Genomic DNA, 22,227 nt, shown 5'->3' with positions numbered 1-22,227 from the left:
GCGTGGCGCGGTGCGGGCCTCACGGCACTAGATGCACAAGGAGCACCACCAGTGGCGCTGTCCACCGATGAGAAGAAGACGATCCTCGCCGAGTACGGGCTGCACGACTCGGACACCGGATCCCCCGAGGCCCAGGTCGCGCTGCTGACCAAGCGGATCATCGGCCTCACCGAACACCTGAAGACCCACAAGCACGACCACCACTCCCGTCGCGGTCTCCTGCTGCTGGTCGGCCGTCGCCGCCGGCTGCTGAACTACACGGAAAAGGTGGACGTGGCGCGGTACCGGGACCTGATCAAGCGTCTCGGCCTGCGCCGATAGCGTGCTGACGAGGGGGAGCGGCTTCGGCCGCTCCCCCTCGCCGCAAGCACACCCCCCCCCACACGGCGCGATCGCGCTGGAGGAACGATCTCGCCGGTCCTCGGTAGTGGTTCCCGGGCAACGGACCCGGGGGCTTCGATCGAAGACCGGCCTCACACCTCCTCGAGCGTTCTCGGGCGAACCGGGTCCCACAGTGGGAGACTCTCGCCGTACGAAGGAACCAAAGAGGAGATTGACCATATGACCGACTCCACCGGAGTCACCGTGTTCGAGACCGAAGCCGTTCTGGACAACGGCCGGTTCGGCACCCGCACCGTCCGGTTCGAGACCGGCCGGCTCGCCAAGCAGGCCGCCGGCGCCGTCGTCGCGTACCTGGACGAAGAGACCATGCTGCTGTCGGCGACCACGGCGTCGAAGCACCCGAAGGAGCACTTCGACTTCTTCCCGCTGACCGTGGACGTCGAGGAGCGGATGTACGCCGCCGGCCGCATCCCGGGCGCGTTCTTCCGCCGCGAGGGCCGCCCGTCGACCGACGCGATCCTCACCTGCCGCCTGATCGACCGCCCGCTGCGCCCGTCCTTCGCCGACGGTCTCCGCAACGAGATCCAGGTCGTCATCACCGTCCAGAGCCTCAACCCGGACGACCCGTACGACGTGCTGGCGATCAACGCCGCGTCGGCCTCCACCCAGATCGCCGGCCTGCCGTTCTCCGGCCCGGTCGGCGGCGTGCGCGTCGGGCTGATCGAGGGCCAGTGGGTCGCGTTCCCGACCTGGTCGCAGCTCGAGAAGGCCACCTTCAACATGGTCGTCGCGGGCCGCATCGTCGGCGACGACGTCGCGATCATGATGGTCGAGGCCGAGGGCACCGAGCACACGCTCGACCTGATCGCCGACGGCGGCACCGCGCCGGACGAGATCACCGTCGCGCAGGGCCTCGAGGCCGCGAAGCCGTTCATCCGCGTGCTGTGCGAGGCGCAGCAGCGCCTGGCCGCCGACGCCGCGAAGCCGACCGGCGAGTTCCCGGTGTACCCGGCCTACCAGCCGGACATCTACGAGGCCGTCTCCGCGATCGCCTCCGACGAGCTCGCCAAGGCGCTGCAGATCGCCGGCAAGCAGGAGCGCGACAAGGCAACCGACGAGGTCAAGGCCACTGTCCTGGAGAAGCTCGGCCTCGGCGAGGGCGAAGCCTTCGAGGGCCGCGACAAGGAGGTCGGCGGTGCGTTCAAGGCGCTGACCAAGAAGATCATGCGCACCCGCGTCCTCACCGAGAAGATCCGGATGGACGGCCGCGGCCTGACCGACATCCGCCAGCTCTCGGCCGAGGTCGCCGTGATCCCGCGGGCGCACGGTTCGGCGCTGTTCGAGCGCGGCGAGACCCAGATCCTGGGCGTCACCACGCTGAACATGCTCCGCATGGAGCAGCAGATCGACTCGCTCTCCCCGGAGACGACGAAGCGCTACCTGCACCACTACAACTTCCCGCCGTTCTCCACCGGCGAGACCGGCCGCGTCGGTTCGCCGAAGCGGCGCGAGATCGGCCACGGCATGCTCGCCGAGCGCGCCCTGGTCCCGGTCCTGCCGAAGCGGGACGAGTTCCCGTACGCGATCCGCCAGGTCTCCGAGGCGCTGGGCTCCAACGGCTCCACCTCGATGGGCTCGGTCTGCGCGTCCACCATGGGCCTGTTCAACGCCGGCGTGCCGCTGAAGGCTCCGGTGGCGGGCATCGCCATGGGCCTGGTGTCCGACGAGGTCGACGGCGAGACCCGCTATGTCGCCCTCACCGACATCCTGGGCGCCGAGGACGCGCTGGGCGACATGGACTTCAAGGTCGCCGGCACGAAGGACATCATCACCGCGCTGCAGCTGGACACGAAGCTCGACGGCATCCCGTCCGAGGTGCTCGCGGCCGCGCTGAAGCAGGCGAAGGACGCTCGCCTCACCATCCTGGAAGTCATCGCCGAGGCGATCGACGGCCCGGACGAGATGAGCCCGTACGCCCCGCGCGTCACGTCGGTGAAGATCCCGGTCGACAAGATCGGCGAGGTCATCGGGCCGAAGGGCAAGATGATCAACTCGATCACCGAGGAGACCGGCGCCGACATCTCGATCGAGGACGACGGCACGATCTACGTGGGCGCGGCCGACGGCCCGTCGGCGGAGGCGGCGATCGGCAAGATCAACGCCATCGCCAACCCGCAGCTGCCGAAGGTCGGCGAGCGCTTCCTGGGCACCGTGGTGAAGACGGCCGCGTTCGGCGCGTTCGTCTCGCTGCTGCCGGGCAAGGACGGCCTCGTGCACATCTCGAAGCTGGGCAACGGCAAGCGGATCGCGAAGGTCGAGGACGTGGTGAACGTCGGCGACAAGATCCGCGTCGAGATCGCCGACATCGACAACCGCGGCAAGATCAGCCTGATCGTGGTCAAGGAAGAAGACGCCGCGAAGCCCGCCGAAGGCGACGCCGCTCCGGCCGAGACCGCCGAAGCCAAGTAGGGTTCGCCCCGCAAGCTGGTCCGTGAAGGCCCCCTCTCCGGCTGGGGAGGGGGCCTTTACCGCATGTGAGCAAAGGATTGCATTGGCACGGCAGGTTTCCGGGCACGAGCAGCCCGTCGGCACCACCCGTACGCTCGAGTCCACTTCGGACGGTGCAGTAGTCAAGCGGAGCGTCCTCCCCGGCGGCTTGCGGGTGATCACCGAGCACGTCCCCGCCTCCCGCTCGGCGACAGTCGGCCTGTGGGTAGGCGTCGGTTCCCGTGACGAGCCGCTCGCCGTCGCAGGCGCCGCGCATTACCTGGAACACTTGCTGTTCAAGGGAACCGCCAACCGCGACGCCACCCAGATCGCCGAGGAAATCGACGCGGTAGGCGGAGAATTCAACGCCTTCACCGCGAAAGAACACACCTGCTACTACGCCCAAGTCCTCGACGCCGACCTGCCGCTGGCGCTCGACCTCGTCACCGACGTCGTCTTCGAAGCGCAGTGCACGGACCGCGACATGGACATGGAACGCAGCGTCGTCCTCGAAGAGATCGCGATGCGCGACGACGATCCCGAAGACCTGCTGCACGAAACCTTCGTAGGCGCGATCATCGGCGACCACCCGCTGGGCCGTCCGGTGCTGGGCACGGAAAAGTCCATCACCGAAATGTCGCCGTCCGCGCTGCGCGGCTTCTACCGCCGCCGCTACACCCTGCCGCGGATGGTGCTGGCGGTTGCCGGAAACGTCGAACACGGCCAGGTCCTGCGGCTGGTCAAGCGCGCGCTGAAAGAACGTCTCACCGGTGCCGCGACCCCGGTCGCACCGCGCTCCGGCCGCGCGCGGCTGAAGACGGTCCCGAAGCTGGCGCTGCACCCGGACGACACCGAGCAGGCCCACGTGATGCTCGGCTTCCGTGCCCTGCCGCGGCACGACGAGCGCCGGTTCACCCTGTCGGTGCTCAACGCGGCGCTCGGCGGCGGCATGAGTTCCCGGCTGTTCCAGGAGATCCGCGAGCGCCGGGGCCTGGCGTACCAGGTGTATTCGTCGGTGGCGAGCTACGCCGATCTCGGCCACATGTCCGTGTACGCGGGCTGCCAGCCGGAGCGGCTGGGCCAGGTCGCCGGCGTGATCCGCGAGGTGCTCGACTCGGTCGCCGCGGACGGGCTGTCCGACGCCGAGGTCGCGCGCGCCAAGGGGCAGTTGCGCGGCGGGCTCGTGCTGGGCCTGGAGGACACGTCGTCGCGGATGTCCCGGATCGGCAAGAACGAGCTGAACTACGCCCGGTACCTGGGCGTCGACGACACGATCGCGCGGATCGACGCGGTCACGACCGAAGACGTGTGTGCGCTTGCTCGCACTCTGCTGCGGCGCCCCGGCGGGGTGTCGTCCGCGGCGGTGGTGGGGCCGTACGCTCACGCCGACGACCTGCCCGACGATCTGCACGAGGTGATCGCGTCATGACCGAGTCCCCGATCCGCGTCGGCGTGCTGGGCGCACGCGGCCGCATGGGCGCCACCGTGGTGAAAGCCGTGGAAGGCGCCGCGGACCAGGAACTGGTGGCCGCGCTGGACGCGGGCGACGATTTCGCCCCGCTGGAGAACGCCCAGGTGGTCGTGGACTTCACGCACCCGGACGCGGTGATGGACAACCTGCGCTGGCTGATCGCGCACGACCTGCACGCGGTCGTCGGCACTACCGGATTCAGCGAGGAGCGGCTGGCCGAACTGCGCGGACTGCTGGCGGACAAGCCTCAGCTGGGCGTTCTGATCGCGCCGAACTTCGCCCTGGGCGCAGTGCTGGCGATGCGCTTCGCGGCGCAGGCGGCGAAGTTCTACGCCTCGGCCGAGATCATCGAACTGCACCACAACCGCAAGGCCGACGCCCCGTCCGGCACCGCCGCGCACACCGCCCGGATGATCGCCGCCGCCCGGGCCGAGGCCGGGGTCGCCCCCGGCCCTGACGCGACAACGTCCGAAATGGACGGTGCCCGCGGCGCTTCCGTCGAGGACGTCCACGTGCACTCGGTCCGCCTGCCGGGTTTGGTGGCGCACGAGGAAATCCTGTTCGGCGGCGAGGGCGAAACCCTGACCATCCGGCACGATTCGCTGGACCGCACGTCGTTCATGCCGGGCGTGCTGCTCGGCGTGCGTTCGGTGGTGTCGCGCCCCGGCCTGACGGTCGGCCTGGAGAACGTGCTCGACCTGTGAAAGCCCGCAATTTCGCGCTGCTGATGACGGCGGCGCTCGTGGTGTACCTGGTCCTGCTGGCGAGCCGGGCCGTGGCACTGCTGCAGACCGGGACCCCGGCCGGGATCGCGCTGGGCGTCGGGGTGTTCCTGCTTCCGCTGCTGGGCGTGTGGATCGTCGTGGTGACCTGGCGGTCCGGCATGCAGATCCAGCGGCTGTCGCGGCAGCTGGACGCCGAGGGCGGCCTGCCGGACGTGTCGGACCTGCCGCGCCGCCCGTCCGGCCGCGTGGACCGCGACGCCGCGGACGCGTGGTTCGACGAGCGCCGCGCGGAAGTCGAGGCGGACCAGGAAAACTGGCGGCCCTGGTACCGGCTGGCGTACGCGTACGACATCGCGGGCGACCGGCGGCGGGCTCGGGCGACGATGCGCAAGGCGATCGAACTGGAAGCCGCGGAACGGAAGTAGCGGTCAGCCGGGTTCGGAGACGTACTCGACATACAGCGGCGTGGCGGTCACGATCCGGCGCTCCGCGGTGTGGCCGAGGACTGAAGTGACCCGGGCGTAGCCGCCCATCCACGCGCCGGTCTCCCGCACGACCAGCCGGCGGGAGAGCGCGTCGATCACTCGGTCGAACCTCGCGGTCAGGTCGTCGTCCCCGTCCGCCGAGAACAGCTTCGGTTCGGTTTCGTCTTCGTGGAACTTCTTGAGCAGCAACCACATCCGCAGGAGTTCGGAACCGGTCGGCTCCGGCAGAGTGCTCCCGGCGGCGGCGTCGTAGTTGCGGCGGTCGGGCCGGGCGCCCGCGAGGTGCTCTTCCGACCCGTGCAGCATGAGCCGGATCGCGCCGCCGGTCGGATAGCTTTCGGTCGCCTGGTCCAGATCGACGAACAAGGCCGTGAACCACCCGCGGGTGTAACTCATCGGCGCCTCGAACTGCACCCAGTCGCCGGGACGCACGCTGTCGTCGGCGAACCACTTGGCGGCCCGGTCCGACGAGTCGAGCGCGGAAATGACCGCGTCCAGGTCCGGGGCGGGCGGTTCTCCCGGCCCGGGACCGACCTTCAGGCCGCCCACGCCGGGGATTTTCACCTCTCCCTCGACGCGGCCCCGGCCGGGCCACCGCCGTCGCCGGAGGTCGAACTGCCGGAGTTTGCGCTCGGAGAGGTAGACCAGTTCGCGCATCACACCAGCATGGCAGCCGGTTACTGCAGCCAGCCAGCGAACATCGCCGGCGATGCCGCCAGCAAACTGAACCGCACCCATCGCCCGGCCAGTCCCGCCGCGAGGAACGTCGACAGCCGCATCCGGACCATCCCGGCGAGCACGCTCGTCGCCATGAACGGGGGCAGCCCGACGAGCGAGCTGACCCCGTACGTGCCGGTCATCCAATGCGGGTGACGCTGGCAGCGTTCGCGCAGCGCCTCGATCTTGCCGCGGATCGCCTTGGTGCGCAGCTGCCAGCGGACCCGTCGCGGCGTGAGCGGGCGTTCGCGGTGCAGCCGGTCGTGCAGGAACTTCGGGAGCCGGATCGAGCCGCGCGCGGCCAGGTAGTACAGCAGCTTCCCGGCGATCTGCCCGACCGCGACCGCGCCGCCCAGCCACAGCCAGTGCACGTTGTGCTGGCTCGCGCAGAGGCCGATGACGAAGAGTTCGGCGTTGATCAGCGGGACGATCGCCGAGCCGAAGGCGACGCCGAGGGTCAGGAGCACCCAGCCCATCGTGTCACCCCCTTCGTGTCCCTGCTCACTCCAAGCTAGCAGCCATCACGAAAAGATCACGGGGGCTAACCCCACTCTTTCCCTGGGAGCCAACCCCAGAAGATCACCTGGCCGACCGGTCTCGGACACCTTCTGCTGCCACTCTCGGACGGGTGCCTGAGGTGCCCATCGCTGACCGTTTCGCCCGGCTGTGCGAGGCGGTCGTCCGCATCCTGCCGTTCGGATTGTCCCGGATCGTCGCGCCGAGTTTCCTCGGTTTCGCGGTGATCAACGGCTTCACGTTCGGCGTCGATCTGTTGCTGCTGACGCTGTTCCACGGCGGGCTCAAGTGGCCGGTGTGGCTGTCGATCAGCGCCGCGTACGTGGTCGCGTTCGGGCTGAGTTTCGTGCTGAACCGCGCGCTGAACTTCCGTTCGCACGCGCCGGTGGGCCGCCAGGCGGTGCTGTACGTGGTGGCGATCGCGGTGAACTACGCGGCGTTCCTGCTCGGGCTGGGTGCGGGATTGACCGCGCTGGGCATGGAATACCACCTGTCGCGGCTGATCGCCGGGGCGTGCGAGGGCGTGTTCATGTACTCGGTGATGCGCTGGGTTGTTTTCGCGAAGCGCGAAGAGCCGGTCAGTGTGTGAGTTCTAGTTCCAGCGTGCCGGTGAGCCGGACTTCGCGCAGCGTTCCGCGGCCGGTGTCGAGGGTGCGGACGGTGCCGTCGGGAGACCAGCCGGCGCGGCGGTAGAACCCGAGCGTCGCGTGGTCGGACTGGGCGACCCAGGTGATGCCGCGGTTCAGGCCGTTCGCGCGCAGATCGGCGGCGGCGGTCGCGAGCAAGCGGCCAGCGTGCCCGCGACGGCCCCAGCGCGGTTCGACCACCAGCGACGCGATCAGTCCGGGCGCGTCGTCGGCCGGCGATCCGTCAGCCGCGGCGGCTTCGTCCTGCGGGGCCGGGCCCGCGACGCAGTAGCCGACTGTGAACGAACCTTCGGTGGCCAGGTAGACCCGGGAATCGGGGTACTCGATCGTCTCCGCCCAGGTGCCCTCGAGGTCGGCCTTCTCGAATTCGTCGATGGCCTCGGCTCCCAGGAGGTCGGCGTAGGCCGCCCGCCAGGTCAGCCGCTGGATGCGGGCGATCTCCGCGGCGTCGGACGGGTTCGCGGGACGGACTTCGGCGGCACTCACGCGGGCAATGTACCGAAACTGTCGGGGGTGGCTGGCACCATGGCGGAATCATGCAGACGATCAGCCTTTCCGCCGCCCGCCGCACCGCTCTGGCCGCGCAGGGGTTCGCCGAGCCCCGCCCCGCCTCCGCCCCGACCCGGCGGCACCTCGCCAAGGTGCTGTCGCGGGTCCAGTTGCTGCAGCTGGACTCGGTCAATGTGGCCGTGCGCGCGCACTACATGCCGCTGTTCTCGCGCCTGGGCGGATACGACCCGGCGCTGGTGGACGACGCCGCGTGGAGCCACCGCGCGCGGAGGCCGCGGCTGCTGGTCGAATCGTGGGCGCACGAGGCGAGCCTGCTGCCGATCGAAGACTGGCCGCTGCTGAAGTCCGGCGCGAAACGGGACGGCTGGTGGCGCAACTACACGCGAGTGGTCGACACCGTGCCCGGCCTGCTCGACGACGTGCTGGCGGTCGTCAAGGAACAGGGACCGATCGGAGCCGGAGCGATCGAAAAAGCGCTGGAAACCGACGCGGTCCGGCGCGGGCCGGGTGCGTGGTGGGAACGCTCGGTGGTGAAGAAGGCGTGCGAGTACCTGTTCGGCGTCGGCCAGCTGAGCACCGGCACCCGGCGGTCGTTCGAGCGGCTGTACGACCTGACCGAGCGAGTGGTGCCGCCGGAGATCTTGTCCCGCAAGGTTTCCGCGGAAGAAGGCGCCCGCGGCCTGATCGACCGTTCGGCGCGGGCTCTGGGCGTGGCAACGGAAACCGACCTGCGCGACTACTACCGCCTTGGCCCGGCTGTTTCGCGGCAAGCCGTCGAGGAGCTGGTCGAGGAAGGCGTCCTGGAGCCAGTCCAGGTGGACGATTGGCGCGCGGTCGCCTACCGGCATGTCGATGCGCGCACGCCGAGGGCCGTGTCCGGGCGGGCTTTGCTGTGCCCGTTCGACCCGCTGATCTGGGAGCGCGCGCGGACGGAGCGGTTGTTCGGTTTCCGGTACCGCATCGAGATTTACGTGCCGGAACCCAAACGGGTGCACGGGTATTACGTGTTCCCGTTCCTCTTGGACGGTGCGTTGTCGGCGAGGGTGGACCTGAAGTCCGACCGGGCGGCTGGGGTCCTGCGGGTGCAGGGGGCGTTCGCCGAGCCCGGAGTCGACCAGGCCCGGGTGGCGGCGGAATTGGCCGGGGAACTGCGGACGATGGCGGAATGGCAGGGGCTGGACGGCGTCGTGGTGGGGGAGCGGGGCGATCTGGCCCGGGCGTTGCGGCGCGCGGTGAAGTGAGGGGAGACGGGTGAGCTGAGGGCCTGTGGGGGAGACGCGCTGGCGGCTCGGTGCGGTCCGGACTGGGAAGCGTTCGGTGAGGCGGGGAAGGTTCGCGGACGGTCGCCGGGACGTGTGTTCGGGTTGACCGGAAAGGTTCGCGGTCAGTGGCCGGGGCGTGTGTTCGAGTTGGCCGGAGACGGCTCGCGGTCAGTGGCCGGAAGCGCGTTCGGCGGGGCGGGAGGACTCGGAGCCATCTCCGGGACCACCGCGCTCAGCTTGGCCCGGCTGGACGGCGATCGGCAGGCACTGCACCTGCGGGCCTAGTGCTCACAAGGGAATTCCGGCTCCCTCAGCTCGAACCGGCCGCCGAATCCCGCGTTCGGCTCCGCGGCGTCGGAAAGGCCTTGGCGTGCCGGGAAAATACCCGCACTCACAACAACCGTCCGCGCTCGAGCCCGCGCTTCCGGTCGAATGCCTTGGCGGACAAGGCCTTCCCCCCCCCCCGACAGCACGAAGCGGCGGGCCACCCGGAATTTCTCCGGTGCGGCCCGCCGCCTCCCCCTTGCATCCGTCCGCTCGGCGCACCCGGGGTGTGAGGTATCGGGTGTGTCGGCCTGAGCGGACGGGATGTTCCCGCCGTCAGCCGGCCGCGCGGGTCACCACCGCGTTGCCGGTTCCGGTGCGGGCGCGGACTTTCAGCGCGACCGCGCCCTCCGGCGGCGTGTCCGAGACGTCCAGCTCGCTCGAGACCCGCCCGGCCGCCGACGCCAGTTCCACTTCCGCCCGGACCCCGCCCCGGATGCCGATCCGCACCTCTCCCGAGCCGGTGATCAGTTCGAGCGATCCGGAAGCCGCGTCGGCCACCGAGAGGTCGCCGCTGCCGGTGCGGGCCATCACGTCACCTTCGACCGCACCCAGCCAGACGTTTCCGGTGCCGGTGCCGAGCGTCGCCGGTCCGGCGATCGACGCTGCCTCGACCGAACCGCTTCCGCTCCGCAGCTGCAGTCCGGCCAAGGTCGGGCCGAGCTTCACGGCTCCCGTGCCGGTCCGGATGGTGGCCGCGCCGTCCGCGCGTTCCAGTGACACCTCGCCGGACCCGGTGAGGATGTCCGCGCGGCCCGCGGCACCGGTGACCTTGACGTCCGCCGATCCCGCGCGCACTTCGAGATGCGACCCGGCAGGTGCGTGGACCGTCACCGACACCGGCACGTTCCGCAGCTGCCACGCCTTCGCGGCCCGAACGACGACCCGGTTGCCGGTCTTTTCGATCCGCGCCTGCCGCACCGCGTCGGCGACCGAAAACTCCGGCATGCCGCCGAGCTGGTCCCCGAACTTCTCGCCGACCCACGACAGCAGGCTGCTGACCCCGTTCACCCACGACGGCTGCTCGCCCGCGTCGTGCTGAAGCCGCACGGTCACCCCGGACTCGCGCCCGAGCACGACCTCGACCCGCCCGATCGTGACGCCCAGGTCCAGCTCGACCGGACCGTCCGCCTCGAAGTCCTGCAGCCGCACGTACGGACCGGGCTCCGCGGAATCGGTCCCGTCCGCTGAACTGTCCGAAGCGGACTCAGAGCTGGCAGATGCAGCCCCGGCCTCGCGCGAAGCGGTTCCAGCAGCCTCGGAAACAGACTCGGACCCGCTGCCCGCATCGTTCGCCGAGGCCGGAGTCCCCGAGGGAGCTCCGCTGTGCCCGGCCCCCGCATCCGCGGACGTTCCGTCCGCCGCAGCCCCGGTCCCGCTTGCCGCGGACTCAGCTCCGCTCGCAGCGGTTCCCTCTGCCCCCGCCGAGGTTTCGCCCGCCCCGGCTCCGCTCGGTGCCGCCCCAGTCCCGCTCGCCGCCGCAGCAGCGCCGCCCGCAGACCCAGCCTCGCCCGCCGCAGCAGCCTGGCCCGCGCTCCCGAATCCAGGTTCCCCAACCCGGCCTTCGGTGTTCTTCCCCTGGTCTTCCCGGTTCTCGCCCATGGTGGTGCCCCCTTCTAGCTTTCGACCCAGCCGTGCAGCTTGGTCTCCGTGCGGCCCCCGCCCCCGCCGCTGTTCTGCCAGCGCTGGTGCCGTTGCTGGTGCTGCTGCGCCTGGCCGAGCGCCCCCTGCACGGCCTGCGCCACGAACGTGTTCAGCGAAACTCCCTGCGCGGCCGCCGCCTGTTCGGCCTGGCCCTTGATCTGCTCGACCAGCCGCAGGGTGATCCGCGAGATGTCCCCGCCGTCGATGGGAGGCGCGGGGGGCGGCGGAGTGGGAGGCGCGGAAGAAGAACGCTCCTCGCCGCCGGTCACGACCACGCGCACGTCCCGGCCGTCCAGCCGGACGTCCACGACCTGGCCGGGCAGGGCGGCGGTCACCTCGGCCGCCAGGTCGGCCAGCGCGTTCATCAGCGCGAGCCGGACGGCCGGCTCCAGAGCAGACGACAGCAGTGCGGCCGCCCGGCGGGTCTGCTCGTCCCCGGCGGAGGCCGTGTTCGCGAGGTCTTCGCGAAGGTTCGCGATATACGGCGTCAAGTCCATGACATCACTATGACGTCACCGGTGACGTCATGTCAAGGCGCGGTGATGTCACCCGTGCTGCCGGGTAGGCTGACGGAGCCGACACGAGGGGAGCGAGACCGGTGCCGCCCAAGGTGCAGCTGATCGCGAAAACCGAGTTCTTCCCGCCCGAGGACGTGCCGTGGTCCACCGACGCGGACGGCGGCGAAGCGCTCGCCGAGTTCGCCGGGCGCGCCTGCTACCAATCCTGGGAGAAGCCGAACCCGGCGACCGCGACCAATGCCGGCTACCTCGAGCACGTCATCGACGTCGGCCACCTGGCCGTGCTGGAGCACGGGTCGGTCACCTTCTACCTGTCCGGGATCTCCCGCTCGCTCACCCACGAGCTGATCCGGCACCGGCATTTCTCCTACTCCCAGCTGTCGCGGCGCTACGTCCCCGAGAGCGACGCCGAGTTCGTCGAGCCCGACGTGATCGCCGAAGACCCGGTGCTGCACGAGAAATTCGTCAAGGCCACCCAAGCCAGCGCCGCCGCGTACGACGAGCTGCTCGCCGGGCTCGAGGAGAAGTTCGCGGACACCCCGAGCGCCACCCTGCGCCGCAAGCAGGCGCGCCAGGCGGCCCGCTCCGTGTTGCCGAACGCCACCGAAACCCGCATCGTCGTCACCGGGAATTACCGCGCCTGGCGGCATTTCGTCGCGATGCGCGCGACCGAGCACGCGGACGTCGAGATCCGTTCGCTGGCCATCGAATGCCTGCGGCAGTTGCACAAGGCGGCGGCCAACGTGTTCGCCGACTTCACGATTTCGACCCTGCCCGACGGCACCGAGATCGCCTCGAGCCCGAAAGTGCTGGAAGGCTGACAACGCACTGATGAAACACCTGACGATCGACCTCCGCCCCGGCTCCTACTCGGTCGTGCGGCTCCCCGCCGACGCCTCCGTGCCCGCCGAATTGCTGGAACCCGGCGAGCCCGCGCTCGTGTCGGTGACCCGCACGCCCGACGAGCTGTCGGTGATCTGCCCGACCGGCCGCGAACCCGAGGGCGGCACGGTCGAGGACGGCTGGCGGCTGTTCACCGTGCGCGGGCCGTTGGAATTCACGCTCACCGGCATCATTTCCGCGCTCGCGTCGGAGCTGGCGGCGGCGGGCGTCGCGCTGTTCTCGCTGTCCACTTTCGACACCGACCACATCCTGGTGCGCTCGGACGATCTCGACCGGGCAGTGGCCGCCTTCCGCGAAGCGGGCCACGAAGTCCTCCTGCCCGCCTGAAAAAGCTCAGGAGCGTGGCGCAGCACACCCTTGCCCGGCAAAGTTCGGCATGCCTAAACTTCGAGTTGGGGCGACCGATATCAGGGAGTGGGCGCACATGGCGGTGGCGGAAGCGGCACGTCCGCGCGGCGTGGCCCGGCTGCGGGCAGGCTGGGCGCTGCTCGGGCCGGCGTTCGTCGCCGCGATCGCGTATGTCGACCCGGGCAACGTGGCGGCCAACGTCAGCGCCGGCGCGCGCTACGGCTACCTGCTGGTGTGGGTGATCGTCGCGGCGAACCTGATGGCCGTGCTGGTGCAGTACCTGTCGGCGAAGTTCGGTCTCGTCACCGGCCAGTCGCTGCCCGAAGCGCTGCGAGACCGGCTGTCCGGCCGGGCGCGGCTCGCGTACTGGGCGCAGGCCGAGATCGTCGCGATCGCCACCGACCTGGCCGAGGTCGTCGGCGGCGCGATCGCGCTCAACCTCCTTTTCGGGCTTCCGCTGGTCGCAGGCGGGCTGATCACCGGCCTCGTGTCGCTGGTGCTGCTCGCGGTGCAGGACCGCGGCGGGCAGCGTCCGTTCGAACGCGTCGTGACCGGTCTGCTGGTGGTGATCGCGGTCGGGTTCCTGGCGAGCCTGTTCATCGAACCGCCGTCCGCCGCCGGGATCGCGCACGGCCTGGTGCCGCGGTTCAGCGGCGGCGACAGCGTCCTGATCGCGGCCGCGATGCTCGGCGCGACGGTCATGCCGCACGCGGTGTACCTCCACTCCGGACTGGTCCGCGACCGGCACGGCAAACCGGAACCCGCGCGTCGCCGGAGCCTGCTGCGGGCCACTCGCTACGACGTCGGGTTCGCGATGCTGCTCGCCGGCGCGGTGAACCTCGGCATGCTGCTCGTGGCGGCGACGAATCTTCAAGGCCAGCAAGGCGTCGACACCATCGAAGGCGCGCACGGGGCAGTCGCCGCCGCGCTCGGGCCGGGCGTCGCGCTGCTGTTCGCGATCGGACTGCTCGCGTCCGGATTGGCGTCGACGTCGGTGGGTGCGTACGCGGGCGCGATGATCATGCAAGGCTTGCTGCGCAAGAGGATTCCGATCGTCGCGCGCCGCCTCGTGACGCTCAGCCCGGCGATCGTCGTGCTGGCGCTGGGAGCAGATCCGAGCGCGGCGCTGGTGGTGTCGCAGGTGGTGCTGTCCTTCGGCATCCCGTTCGCGCTCGTGCCCCTGATCCGGCTCACCGCCGACCGCGGCCTGATGGGCGAGGACGTCAACCGCCGGACCACCACGGTGCTCGCCTCGGTCGTCGCCGCGGTGATCATCCTGCTCAACGTCGTGCTGATCGTGCTCACCTTCGGCGGCTGAGGCAGTCCTAACCGGACGGAACCGGCAAGCCCGCGCCACGGTCCGACTAGCATCTGCGCGAAGCCGACCGAGGAGCCCGACCCCGTGACCGACGAACAGACCCGCCCGCACGACCCGAACCGCACGGCCCCCGCCGGCCGCGTGGTGGCCGGCCGCTACCTGCTGCTCGGCGAACTGGGCCGCGGCGGCATGGGCATCGTGTGGCGCGCGCAGGACCAGGTGATCGGACGGCAGGTCGCGATCAAGGAACTGCGGTTGCCCGAAGCCGAAGGCGCCGCGGTGTTCTCCGAGCGGATCCTGCGCGAGGTGCGGGCAGGCGGGCGGCTCAACGACCCGGCCGTCGTGACGGTGTACGACGTGGTCACCGACCAGGGCACCACCTGGATCGTGATGGAGCTGGTCGAAGCGCCCACGCTCGCCGACCTGGTGCGCGCGCACGGCCCGATGCCCGAGCAGCAGGCGGCGATGATCGGGGAGCGGGTGCTGTCCGCGCTGCAGGCCGCGCACGCCGCCGGGATCGTGCACCGCGACGTCAAACCGGCCAACATCATGGTCGCGCCGGACGGCCGCGTGAAGCTCACCGACTTCGGCATCGCGCACGCCATCGACGACCCCCGGCTCACCACGAGCGGGATGATCGTCGGCTCGCCCGCGTTCATGGCCCCGGAACGGGTCGAAGGCCGCGAGGCGATGCCGGAATCGGACCTGTGGTCGCTCGGCGCGACGCTGTACTTCGCCGTCGAGGGCATCGTCGCGTTCGAACGGCCCACCACGGCCGCCACGCTGCACGCGATCATGACCGAAGTGCCGTACCTGACCCGCGTGCAGGGGCCGCTCGGCGCGGTCATCCTCGGCCTGCTGGTGGCGAACCCGGAAGCCCGGCTCACCGCGACGCAGGCGCGGGCGCAGCTCGCGCACGCGACCGGCCCGACGCAACGTCCGGCGACCGCGGTGATGCCGCAGCAGGAGACCCGGGTGAGCGGGCAGCCGACCCGGATGGCCGCGAAGCCGGAAGGCAAGAGCAGGCGCGGCTGGTGGGCGGGCGCGATCGCGGTGCTGGTCGTCGCGGCGCTCGTCGGCGGGTTCTTCCTCGGCAAGCCGGTGTGGTCGCCGAAGAAGGACGTACAGCAGGCCGAGACCGTCACCTACGGCCCGGACGGCTACCTCAAGACCCAGATCTCCTCCTACCAGATCTGCTACAACGCCGTGGTCCAGCCGGGCGTGGTGATCAGCTCGGACAACAACGTCGACTGCAAGAAGAACCACACGCTCGAGGTCTACGACGTCGCCGACCCGCTGCCGCTGGAGAGCTGGAGCGACAGCGACGCGGTCGTCGCCCCGTATCCCGGGCTGGAGGACCTCAGCCGGGCGGCCGAGGCGCGCTGCGCGGCGGCGTTCCGCTCCGCGGTGGTGCCGCAGCAGCAGCGCGCGGGGCTGGCGTACCGGGCGATCGTGCCGACCCAGCAGGCCTGGCAGGTGCAGCCGGACAACGACAGCAGCAGCGGTCCGAACCGGAAGATCTACTGTGTCCTGTCGCGCACCAGCAACGACCAGATCCCGGCGCAGATCACCGTCAAGGTCAAGTAGCCGCGCGAGAAGTTCCGCGCGAAGCGGCGCGGCGGCGGAAATTCTCCGAAGTTCCCGGTGGCACACCAGGTCGAGGCCGGGTTCGGCGGTCCGACGAGGTACCGTCGTGGCCATGTCCACCTCACCTGCCGCCGCGCCCGGACGTCCGTTCGGCCGCGTGCTCACCGCGATGGCGACCCCCTTCGACCGGGCCGGGGCGCTGGACGTGAAGCGGGCCCAGGAACTGGCCGAGTACCTTGTGGACCTCGGCAACGACGGTCTGGTCGTCAACGGCACCACCGGCGAGAGCCCGACCACCACCGACCAGGAGAAGGCCGCGCTGATCCGCGCCGTCGTCGAGGCGGTCGGCGACCGCGCGACCGTCGTCGCGGGGGCGGGCACCAACAACACCGCGCACAGCATCGAGCAGGCACAGGCCGCCGCCGACGCGGGCGCGCACGGCCTGCTCGTCGTCACGCCCTACTACTCGCGGCCGAGCCAGGCCGGGCTGTACGCGCACTTCACCACGGTCGCGGACTCGACCGAGCTGCCGGTCATGCTCTACGACATCCCGCCGCGCTCGATCGTGCCGATCGAGGTCGACACCCTGCAGCGGCTGGCCGAGAACCCGCGGATCGTCGCGGTGAAGGACGCGAAGGGCGACTTGATCGCGGGCTCCGAGGTCATCGCGAACACCCACCTCGCCTACTACTCCGGCGACGACGGGCTGAACCTGCCGTGGCTGTCGGTCGGCGCGGTCGGCGTGGTCAGCGTGATCGGGCACGTCGTGGCGGGCCGCATCCGCGCGATGATCGAGGCCTACGAGGCGGGCGACACCTCCACCGCGCGCACGAACCACCGCGCGATGCTGCCGGTGCTGCGGGCGATGTCGCGCGTCGGCGGCGTGGCGTTCAGCAAGGCTTCGCTGCGGCTGCGCGGGTTCGACATCGGCGACCCGCGGCTGCCGATCGTGGCCCCGTTCGACGACCAGTTCGAGCAGATCGCGGCCGATCTCGCCCAGGGCGGCGTGCCGCTGGAGGACAGCGCGGCCTCGGACTGGCATGGTGCACGGGTGGCACAAGCAGATTCGCAGGCGGCCTACACCGCCCCCACCTCGCACACCAGCGTTGGGACAATGCCCCGGTGACTTCACTTCCCGCCGGACCCGGCCCGACGCACCTCCCGCCCGCCCTTCCCGAGGGAGCCCTGCGCGTCGTCGCGCTCGGCGGCATCGGCGAGGTCGGGCGCAACATGACCGTCTTCGAATACGACGGCAGGCTCCTGATCGTCGACTGCGGCGTCCTCTTCCCCGAGGACGACCAGCCCGGCGTCGACCTGATCCTGCCGGACTTCCGCGCGATCGAGGACCGGCTCGACGACATCGACGGCCTCGTGCTCACCCACGGGCACGAGGACCACATCGGAGCCGTCCCGTTCCTGCTCCGGCTGCGCCCGGACGTGCCGATCTACGGTTCGCGGTTCACCAACGCGCTGCTCGCGGCGAAGGCCAAGGAGCACCGCCAGCGCCCGAAGCTGATCGAGGTCCGCGAGGGGGAGCGGCGCAAGGTCGGCGCGTTCGACCTCGAGTTCTTCGCGGTGAACCACTCGATCCCGGACGCGCTCGCGGTCGCCATCCGCACGCCGGCCGGCGTCGTGCTGCACACCGGCGACATCAAGCTCGACCAGCTGCCGCTCGACGGGCGGCTCACCGACCTGGCTGGCTTCTCGCGCCTGGGCGACGAGGGCGTGGACCTGTTCTGCGTCGACTCGACCAACGCCGAGGTGCCCGGGTTCGTCATGCCCGAGCGCGACATCGGCCCGGTGGTCGACGACGTGATCCGCAAGGTCGACCAGCGCGTGATCGTCGCCTGTTTCGCCAGCCACGTGCACCGCGTGCAGCAGGTGCTGGACGCCGCCGTGCGGCACGGCCGCCGCGTGGCGTTCGTGGGCCGCTCGATGGTCCGGAACATGGGCATCGCGGCCGAACTGGGCCTGCTGAACGTGCCGGACGGCCTGCTCGTGGACCTGGACCAGGCCAGCAACCTGCCCGAAAGCAAGGTGCTGTTCGTGTCGACGGGTTCGCAGGGCGAGCCGCTGTCCGCGCTGTCGCGGATGGCGCGCGGCGAGCACCGGCAGATCTCGATCCGCGCGGGCGACACCGTCGTGCTGGCCAGCTCGATGATCCCGGGCAACGAGACCGCGGTGTTCGGCGTCGTGAACGGCCTGACCCGGCTCGGCGCGAACGTCGTGCACCAGGGCAACGCGAAGGTGCACGTGTCCGGCCACGCGTCCGCGGGCGAGCTGCTCTACCTGTACAACGCGGTCCGGCCGAGCAACGTGATGCCGGTGCACGGCGAGTGGAAACACTTGCGCGCCAACGGAGAGCTCGCCATCCGCACCGGCGTCGCGCCGGACAACGTGGTGATCGCCGAGGACGGCGTGGTCGTGGACCTGGTCGACGGCAAGGCCTCGCGCACCGGCCGCGTCGAGGTCGGGCACGTGTACGTGGACGGGCTGTCCGTCGGCGACGTCGGCGAGTCGACCCTGTCCGACCGGCTGGTGCTGGGCGAGGGCGGGTTCATCGCGATCACCGTGGTGATCGACTCGAACACCGGCCGCGCGGTCAGCAGCCCGACGATCTCCGGCCGCGGCTTCTCCGACGACCCGAAGGCCCTGCACGCCGTCGTGCCGCTCGTGGAGATGGAGCTGGCGCGGACGGAATCCGAGGGCATCACCGACACCCACCGCATCGCGCAGGCGGTGCGCCGGGTCGTCGGCCGGTGGGTCGCCGACACCTACCGCAGGCGGCCGATGATCGTGCCGACGGTTATCCCGGTCTGAGCCCGCTCTGATTCAGCGGCGCGCGCCCGCCAGCAGCAACGCCATCACGACGATCGCTGCCTGGCGGGCGAGCGCGTTGCGCGCTCTGCGCTGCTCGGCCCGGCTCGGTCGGTTGTCCATGAGATCCCCCAGGTTTCTCGTGCGGCTCGCTCCAGTGTGGCGGCCCCGCGGATAGGACACATCCCGCCCGAGGTTGGTTCCCGTCTCCATCCGGAGGGGGAGTCAGGCCACCGCGGCGGTCTGTCGTTGGACCAGGTACGCGCCGCCGAGCAGCAGCGCGGCGCCGACCGCCTGCGGCCAGGCGAGCGCTTCGCCGAGCAGCGCCCACGCGAACGCCGCCGCCGCGACGGGTTCGAGCAGCCCGACGACGCTGGCCACCGAAGCGGGCAAGTGGCGCAGTGCGGAGATCCCCGCGACGTACGGGATCGCCGTCGACAGCACCACCAGGCAGATCAGCAGCAGCCACAGCGGCGGCGTCCACGGCCCGAACGGGACGGTCTGGCCCGCCATGCTCAGTGGCAGCGTCCACGGCGGCGCGGTGAGGCTCACGAACACCCCGCCGATCACCATGCCCCAGGTGACCAGCCCGAGCGGTTCGCGGTCGGCGACCGCGCGTTCGCCGATGAGGAAGTACCCGGCCGAACACAGCGCCGCGCCGGTCCCGGCCAGCAGCCCGATCGCGTCGAGCCGCAGCCCTTGCCACACCTGCGCGACCAGCGCCAGCCCCAGCAGCGCCACCGCCATCCCGAACCACAACATGCGCGGCAGCCGCTTCCGCCGCACCACGCGCACCCACAACGCGATCAGCACCGGGGACAGGAACTCCAGCAGGATCGCGATGCCGACCGGGATCCGTTCCGCCGCGATGAAATACAGCAGCTGCGTCCCGGCGACGCCGAGCGCGCCGTACGCCAGCAGCATCGACCATTCCCCGCGCCGGACCCGCAGCGTGTGCGGGGCGAAGAGCGCGGTGCCGATCAGCAGCAGGACTCCCGCCGTCCCGATCCGCAGCACCGCCACCTGTTCCGGCGTCATCCCCGCGCCCATGACCGGTTTCGCGAGCGTGCCGGACGTGCTGAAGAAGACCGCGGCGAACAGCACGAGCGAGAGCCCGCGGCCCCGGCGGATCACCCGGGGTCGTTCCAGGACAGGGAGTTCGGTGGTCACGCGCGGGACACTACGGAGCGGGACTACCGAACGAAACCGAGTTATTCCAGGCGCTTCAGGCCCGTCGCGACGTGCGTCGCGATCGTCGCCAGCCGCCGTCCCTGAAGCCGGAGCGCCCGCAGCGCGGTGTCGTCCGGCGCCGCGGACTTGCGCGAGACGAACGAGCCGCCGTACGGGTTGCCGGACTCCATCAGGTGCGGATCGGCGTAGCCGAGGGGGACGACGATCGCGCCCCAGTGGTAGAAGATGTTGTTGATTGCCAGCACAGTTGCTTCGAGGCCGCCGTGCGCGGTGGACGCCGAGGTGAACGACGTCGCCGCCTTGTCGGCCAGTTTTCCTTGCGCCCACAGGCCGCCCGTGGTGTCCACAAAGGACTTCAGCTGCGCGGCGGGCCCGCCGAACCGGGTCGGGCTGCCGAGCGCGAGCCCGTCCGCCCACTCCAGATCGGCCAGCGTGGCGAGCTCGTGGTGCGGTCCGGAATCCACCCAGGCCTGCCAACGCCGATTGCTCGCCACCGCCTCCGGCGGCGCGGTCTCGGCCACGGTGCGGACGCGTACCTCCGCCCCGATTTCGCCCGCCCCTTCGGCGAGCGCGCCGGCAAGGGCGGCGGTGTTGCCGGTAGCGCTGTAGTAGACGACCAGAATGCGGGTGCTCACACCTCGCGACCCTAGCCGGACTGGTTGGTGTGTCCCACGATCCGGACTCAGCGCTGCGGTTTCCAGGGACTGACCGTGTCGGTCGGCCGGGTCGGGTCGTGGAAGCGCGGACGGATGGGTTCGTGGCGGCGCAACGGAATCAGCCCGTCCGTGATGGCCTGCATGATCTTGGCGTGCGCGCGAACGCCCGCGCCCGGCCGCTCCGGCTCGACGTCGGAGAGGTCCACCGGCGTCCCGAAATGCACCTTGAACCGAGGCCGCCGCAACGGCGCGCTCAACCCGGATTTCGCCAGCGGCAGCAGATCCGCGGGCCCGTTCACGGTCTCCGTGCCCCAGTACACGGCCTCGTGCGCGCCCCACTGGCTGATCGGAATGACCGGCACCCCCGCGGCCAGCGCGAGCCGCGCCGCCCCGGTCTTGCCGCGCTCCGGCCACAGCCCCGGGTCGTGACTGATCCGCCCCTCCGGATACACGACGATCGGCTCGCGCGTGGTCCGCAACGCCTCCGCCGCCTCAGCGAACTGCCCGATCGCGGTCGCCGCCTTGGCCCGGTCCACGCGCAGATGCCCGCTGACCTTGAGCGCCGGGCCGATCACCGGAGCGTCGAGAATCCCGCCGGCGAGCATGAACCGGGGATTGATGCCGATCCGCTTGCAGGCCGCCATGAGCACGAAGGCGTCGAACACGCCGATGTGATTGGCCGCCATGAGCAGCGGCTTGCCCCGGAGTTCCCTCGGGACCGAACCGGTGACCGTGAGCCGCCCGACGAGGTTCACCAGGCCCCGGTCGATGTTGAGCATCGTCCGCCAGATCGCGGGGGCACGGCGCGGAGCCTCGTCCTGTTGCAGCGCGAACATGAGCAGAGCATTTCACGGGCGGGTCCACCTGGGACAACACGGTTCGGGGTGGCGTGGAGTCGATACCGCCTTCGCGGCCTGTAGTAGCTGCTCAGGGCAGGTCGCTGCCGGACTCGCGGTCGGTGCTGCCCGGCATTCGCCGCCCTCAGCGCCGAGCCGGTTTGTCACCGGTCAGCAACCCTCCGCCGGTCGAACCCCAGTCGAGTCCGTGTAACCCGACTCCAACCAGCGGGTACAGCCCGACACCGTCCCGTCCTCGTCGACATCCCGGCTCTCCAGCACCATCCCGGTCTCCGGATCGAACACGAGCTGCCGCGTCCTCGCGAACGCCGAATCCCGGACGCTCACCGCAACCCCCGGCAGATCCGTGTCCTCCACCGCCAGCCCCGGCTGCTCGGCCAAGCACTGGAGCAGCGACCGCTGCAGTTCCGGGGGCACGACCTGGGTCCGCCAGAAAGTGCCGAAAGCCTTGACCACCCCCGCTCGGCTCGTCCGGCGGCGCAATGCGGCAGCCACGGACGGCAGGTCCGTCGCGGTCAGGAAATCGCCCATCAAACCTCCCGGCGGGAAGTCGCCGCTCGGGCGCACGACCGTGTCTCCCTGCCGGACCAGCAGCCGTCCGGAACCGTCCGGGGCGATCCAGTCCTCGCGGTCGAAGAACTCCGTGCTGGCCGACAGGATCCGCCCGGCCGTGGTCTGGTCCGTATGCCCGTGCCACCCGGACGTCCGGAGGTAGTGGTATCGCCCCGTACCCCGAGGTGCGGCAGCAAAAGCAGTGCGGTCGGCAAGCGCGCGCACGACCTCGGCGGGGCTCGGCATCAAGGGGCCTCGGCTTCCAGGGGAACGGCGAGGGACACCCCGATGCTTCCACAAGATCCACTGTGATCCAGAGACGATTGTTTCGGGTGCGCTGCGAGTGGCAC

At 70.6% G+C, this 22,227-nt stretch carries 22 protein-coding genes; 13 read left to right on the top strand and 9 right to left on the bottom strand.

The features are described from left to right. Window positions 1-51: 51 nt before the first annotated feature. The 5 genes from rpsO (at window position 52) to ACZ7OI_RS19325 (ending at window position 5,450) form a co-directional block, all read left to right on the top strand. Complete coding sequence (gene rpsO, locus ACZ7OI_RS19345) at window positions 52-321, top strand: 30S ribosomal protein S15 (protein ID WP_037812514.1); 270 nt, start codon at window positions 52-54, stop codon at window positions 319-321. Between the two features lie 240 nt (window positions 322-561). Continuing rightward, window positions 562-2,811 carry a polyribonucleotide nucleotidyltransferase gene (locus ACZ7OI_RS19340; protein ID WP_470265568.1) on the top strand — a complete coding sequence of 750 codons (2,250 nt, stop codon included), beginning with the start codon at window positions 562-564 and terminating at the stop codon, window positions 2,809-2,811. An 82-nt stretch (window positions 2,812-2,893) separates the two neighbouring features. Next, a complete protein-coding gene (locus tag ACZ7OI_RS19335) occupies window positions 2,894-4,258 on the top strand; it encodes a M16 family metallopeptidase (RefSeq protein ID WP_470265567.1) in 1,365 nt (454 codons plus the stop codon). Beyond that, window positions 4,255-5,004 carry a 4-hydroxy-tetrahydrodipicolinate reductase gene (gene dapB / locus ACZ7OI_RS19330; RefSeq protein ID WP_470265566.1) on the top strand — a complete coding sequence of 250 codons (750 nt, stop codon included), beginning with the start codon at window positions 4,255-4,257 and terminating at the stop codon, window positions 5,002-5,004. The genes ACZ7OI_RS19335 and dapB overlap by 4 nt, the downstream gene beginning before the upstream one ends. Then, the gene (locus ACZ7OI_RS19325) at window positions 5,001-5,450 is read left to right on the top strand and encodes a tetratricopeptide repeat protein (RefSeq protein ID WP_470265565.1); all 450 of its coding nucleotides are present in this window, start codon (window positions 5,001-5,003) and stop codon (window positions 5,448-5,450) included. Before dapB ends, ACZ7OI_RS19325 begins: the two co-directional genes overlap by 4 nt. Before the next feature lie 3 nt (window positions 5,451-5,453). Here the strand turns inward: ACZ7OI_RS19325 and ACZ7OI_RS19320 are convergent, their stop codons facing one another. Together ACZ7OI_RS19320 and ACZ7OI_RS19315 are read right to left on the bottom strand one after the other, a co-directional pair. Then, complete coding sequence (locus ACZ7OI_RS19320) at window positions 5,454-6,167, bottom strand: SAVMC3_10250 family protein (RefSeq protein WP_470265564.1); 714 nt, start codon at window positions 6,165-6,167, stop codon at window positions 5,454-5,456. Between the two features lie 20 nt (window positions 6,168-6,187). Beyond that, the gene (locus tag ACZ7OI_RS19315; protein WP_470265563.1) at window positions 6,188-6,703 is read right to left on the bottom strand and encodes a hypothetical protein; all 516 of its coding nucleotides are present in this window, start codon (window positions 6,701-6,703) and stop codon (window positions 6,188-6,190) included. Window positions 6,704-6,855: 152 nt separating this feature from the next. On the opposite strand from ACZ7OI_RS19315, the gene ACZ7OI_RS19310 reads away from it, so the two are divergent. Then, on the top strand, window positions 6,856-7,332 hold the full coding sequence (locus ACZ7OI_RS19310; RefSeq protein WP_470265562.1) for a GtrA family protein: 477 nt from the start codon (window positions 6,856-6,858) through the stop codon (window positions 7,330-7,332). Here ACZ7OI_RS19310 and ACZ7OI_RS19305 read toward each other — a convergent pair. Next, window positions 7,322-7,876, bottom strand: a complete 555-nt coding sequence (locus tag ACZ7OI_RS19305) for a GNAT family N-acetyltransferase (RefSeq protein ID WP_370935891.1) — start codon at window positions 7,874-7,876, stop codon at window positions 7,322-7,324. The genes ACZ7OI_RS19310 and ACZ7OI_RS19305 overlap by 11 nt on opposite strands. Before the next feature lie 50 nt (window positions 7,877-7,926). Between ACZ7OI_RS19305 and ACZ7OI_RS19300 the strand changes: the two genes are divergently transcribed. Beyond that, window positions 7,927-9,141, top strand: a complete 1,215-nt coding sequence (locus ACZ7OI_RS19300; protein WP_470265561.1) for a winged helix-turn-helix domain-containing protein — start codon at window positions 7,927-7,929, stop codon at window positions 9,139-9,141. A 621-nt stretch (window positions 9,142-9,762) separates the two neighbouring features. Here the strand turns inward: ACZ7OI_RS19300 and ACZ7OI_RS19295 are convergent. Both ACZ7OI_RS19295 and ACZ7OI_RS19290 read right to left on the bottom strand, forming a co-directional pair. Continuing rightward, the gene (locus ACZ7OI_RS19295) at window positions 9,763-10,638 is read right to left on the bottom strand and encodes a DUF4097 family beta strand repeat-containing protein (protein WP_470265560.1); all 876 of its coding nucleotides are present in this window, start codon (window positions 10,636-10,638) and stop codon (window positions 9,763-9,765) included. A 464-nt stretch (window positions 10,639-11,102) separates the two neighbouring features. Further along, window positions 11,103-11,627, bottom strand: a complete 525-nt coding sequence (locus ACZ7OI_RS19290) for a toxin-antitoxin system HicB family antitoxin (protein WP_470265559.1) — start codon at window positions 11,625-11,627, stop codon at window positions 11,103-11,105. A 101-nt stretch (window positions 11,628-11,728) separates the two neighbouring features. On the opposite strand from ACZ7OI_RS19290, the gene thyX reads away from it, so the two are divergent. From thyX to ACZ7OI_RS19260, 6 genes are all read left to right on the top strand, one after another. Continuing rightward, window positions 11,729-12,469, top strand: coding sequence for an FAD-dependent thymidylate synthase (gene thyX, locus ACZ7OI_RS19285; RefSeq protein ID WP_470265558.1), 741 nt, complete (start codon window positions 11,729-11,731; stop codon window positions 12,467-12,469). 10 nt (window positions 12,470-12,479) lie between these two features. Further along, window positions 12,480-12,878, top strand: coding sequence for an ACT domain-containing protein (locus ACZ7OI_RS19280; RefSeq protein ID WP_344284707.1), 399 nt, complete (start codon window positions 12,480-12,482; stop codon window positions 12,876-12,878). Window positions 12,879-12,975: 97 nt separating this feature from the next. After that, window positions 12,976-14,217, top strand: a complete 1,242-nt coding sequence (locus ACZ7OI_RS19275; RefSeq protein WP_470265557.1) for an Nramp family divalent metal transporter — start codon at window positions 12,976-12,978, stop codon at window positions 14,215-14,217. 84 nt (window positions 14,218-14,301) lie between these two features. Further along, window positions 14,302-15,804 carry a serine/threonine-protein kinase gene (locus tag ACZ7OI_RS19270; RefSeq protein ID WP_470265556.1) on the top strand — a complete coding sequence of 501 codons (1,503 nt, stop codon included), beginning with the start codon at window positions 14,302-14,304 and terminating at the stop codon, window positions 15,802-15,804. Window positions 15,805-15,916: 112 nt separating this feature from the next. Further along, window positions 15,917-16,930, top strand: a complete 1,014-nt coding sequence (dapA, locus tag ACZ7OI_RS19265; protein ID WP_470265555.1) for a 4-hydroxy-tetrahydrodipicolinate synthase — start codon at window positions 15,917-15,919, stop codon at window positions 16,928-16,930. Between the two features lie 104 nt (window positions 16,931-17,034). Continuing rightward, a complete protein-coding gene (locus tag ACZ7OI_RS19260; RefSeq protein WP_470265988.1) occupies window positions 17,035-18,624 on the top strand; it encodes a ribonuclease J in 1,590 nt (529 codons plus the stop codon). 222 nt (window positions 18,625-18,846) lie between these two features. On the opposite strand, the gene ACZ7OI_RS19255 is transcribed toward ACZ7OI_RS19260, so the two are convergent. From ACZ7OI_RS19255 to ACZ7OI_RS19240, 4 genes are all read right to left on the bottom strand, one after another. Then, entirely contained in the window at window positions 18,847-19,791 is a 945-nt protein-coding gene (locus ACZ7OI_RS19255) for an EamA family transporter (protein WP_470265554.1), read from the bottom strand. Window positions 19,792-19,832: 41 nt separating this feature from the next. Continuing rightward, window positions 19,833-20,447 carry an NAD(P)H:quinone oxidoreductase gene (gene wrbA / locus ACZ7OI_RS19250; protein WP_470265553.1) on the bottom strand — a complete coding sequence of 205 codons (615 nt, stop codon included), beginning with the start codon at window positions 20,445-20,447 and terminating at the stop codon, window positions 19,833-19,835. Between the two features lie 47 nt (window positions 20,448-20,494). Further along, on the bottom strand, window positions 20,495-21,304 hold the full coding sequence (locus ACZ7OI_RS19245; protein ID WP_470265552.1) for a lysophospholipid acyltransferase family protein: 810 nt from the start codon (window positions 21,302-21,304) through the stop codon (window positions 20,495-20,497). Window positions 21,305-21,475: 171 nt separating this feature from the next. After that, on the bottom strand, window positions 21,476-22,123 hold the full coding sequence (locus tag ACZ7OI_RS19240; RefSeq protein WP_470265551.1) for a hypothetical protein: 648 nt from the start codon (window positions 22,121-22,123) through the stop codon (window positions 21,476-21,478). Between the last annotated feature and the right edge of the window lie 104 nt (window positions 22,124-22,227).

The sequence above is a fragment of the Amycolatopsis sp. NPDC114503 genome, assembly GCF_055633655.1.
The sequence above is the reverse complement of the archived record's forward strand: the minus strand, read 5'-3'. Positions and strand labels throughout refer to the sequence as shown.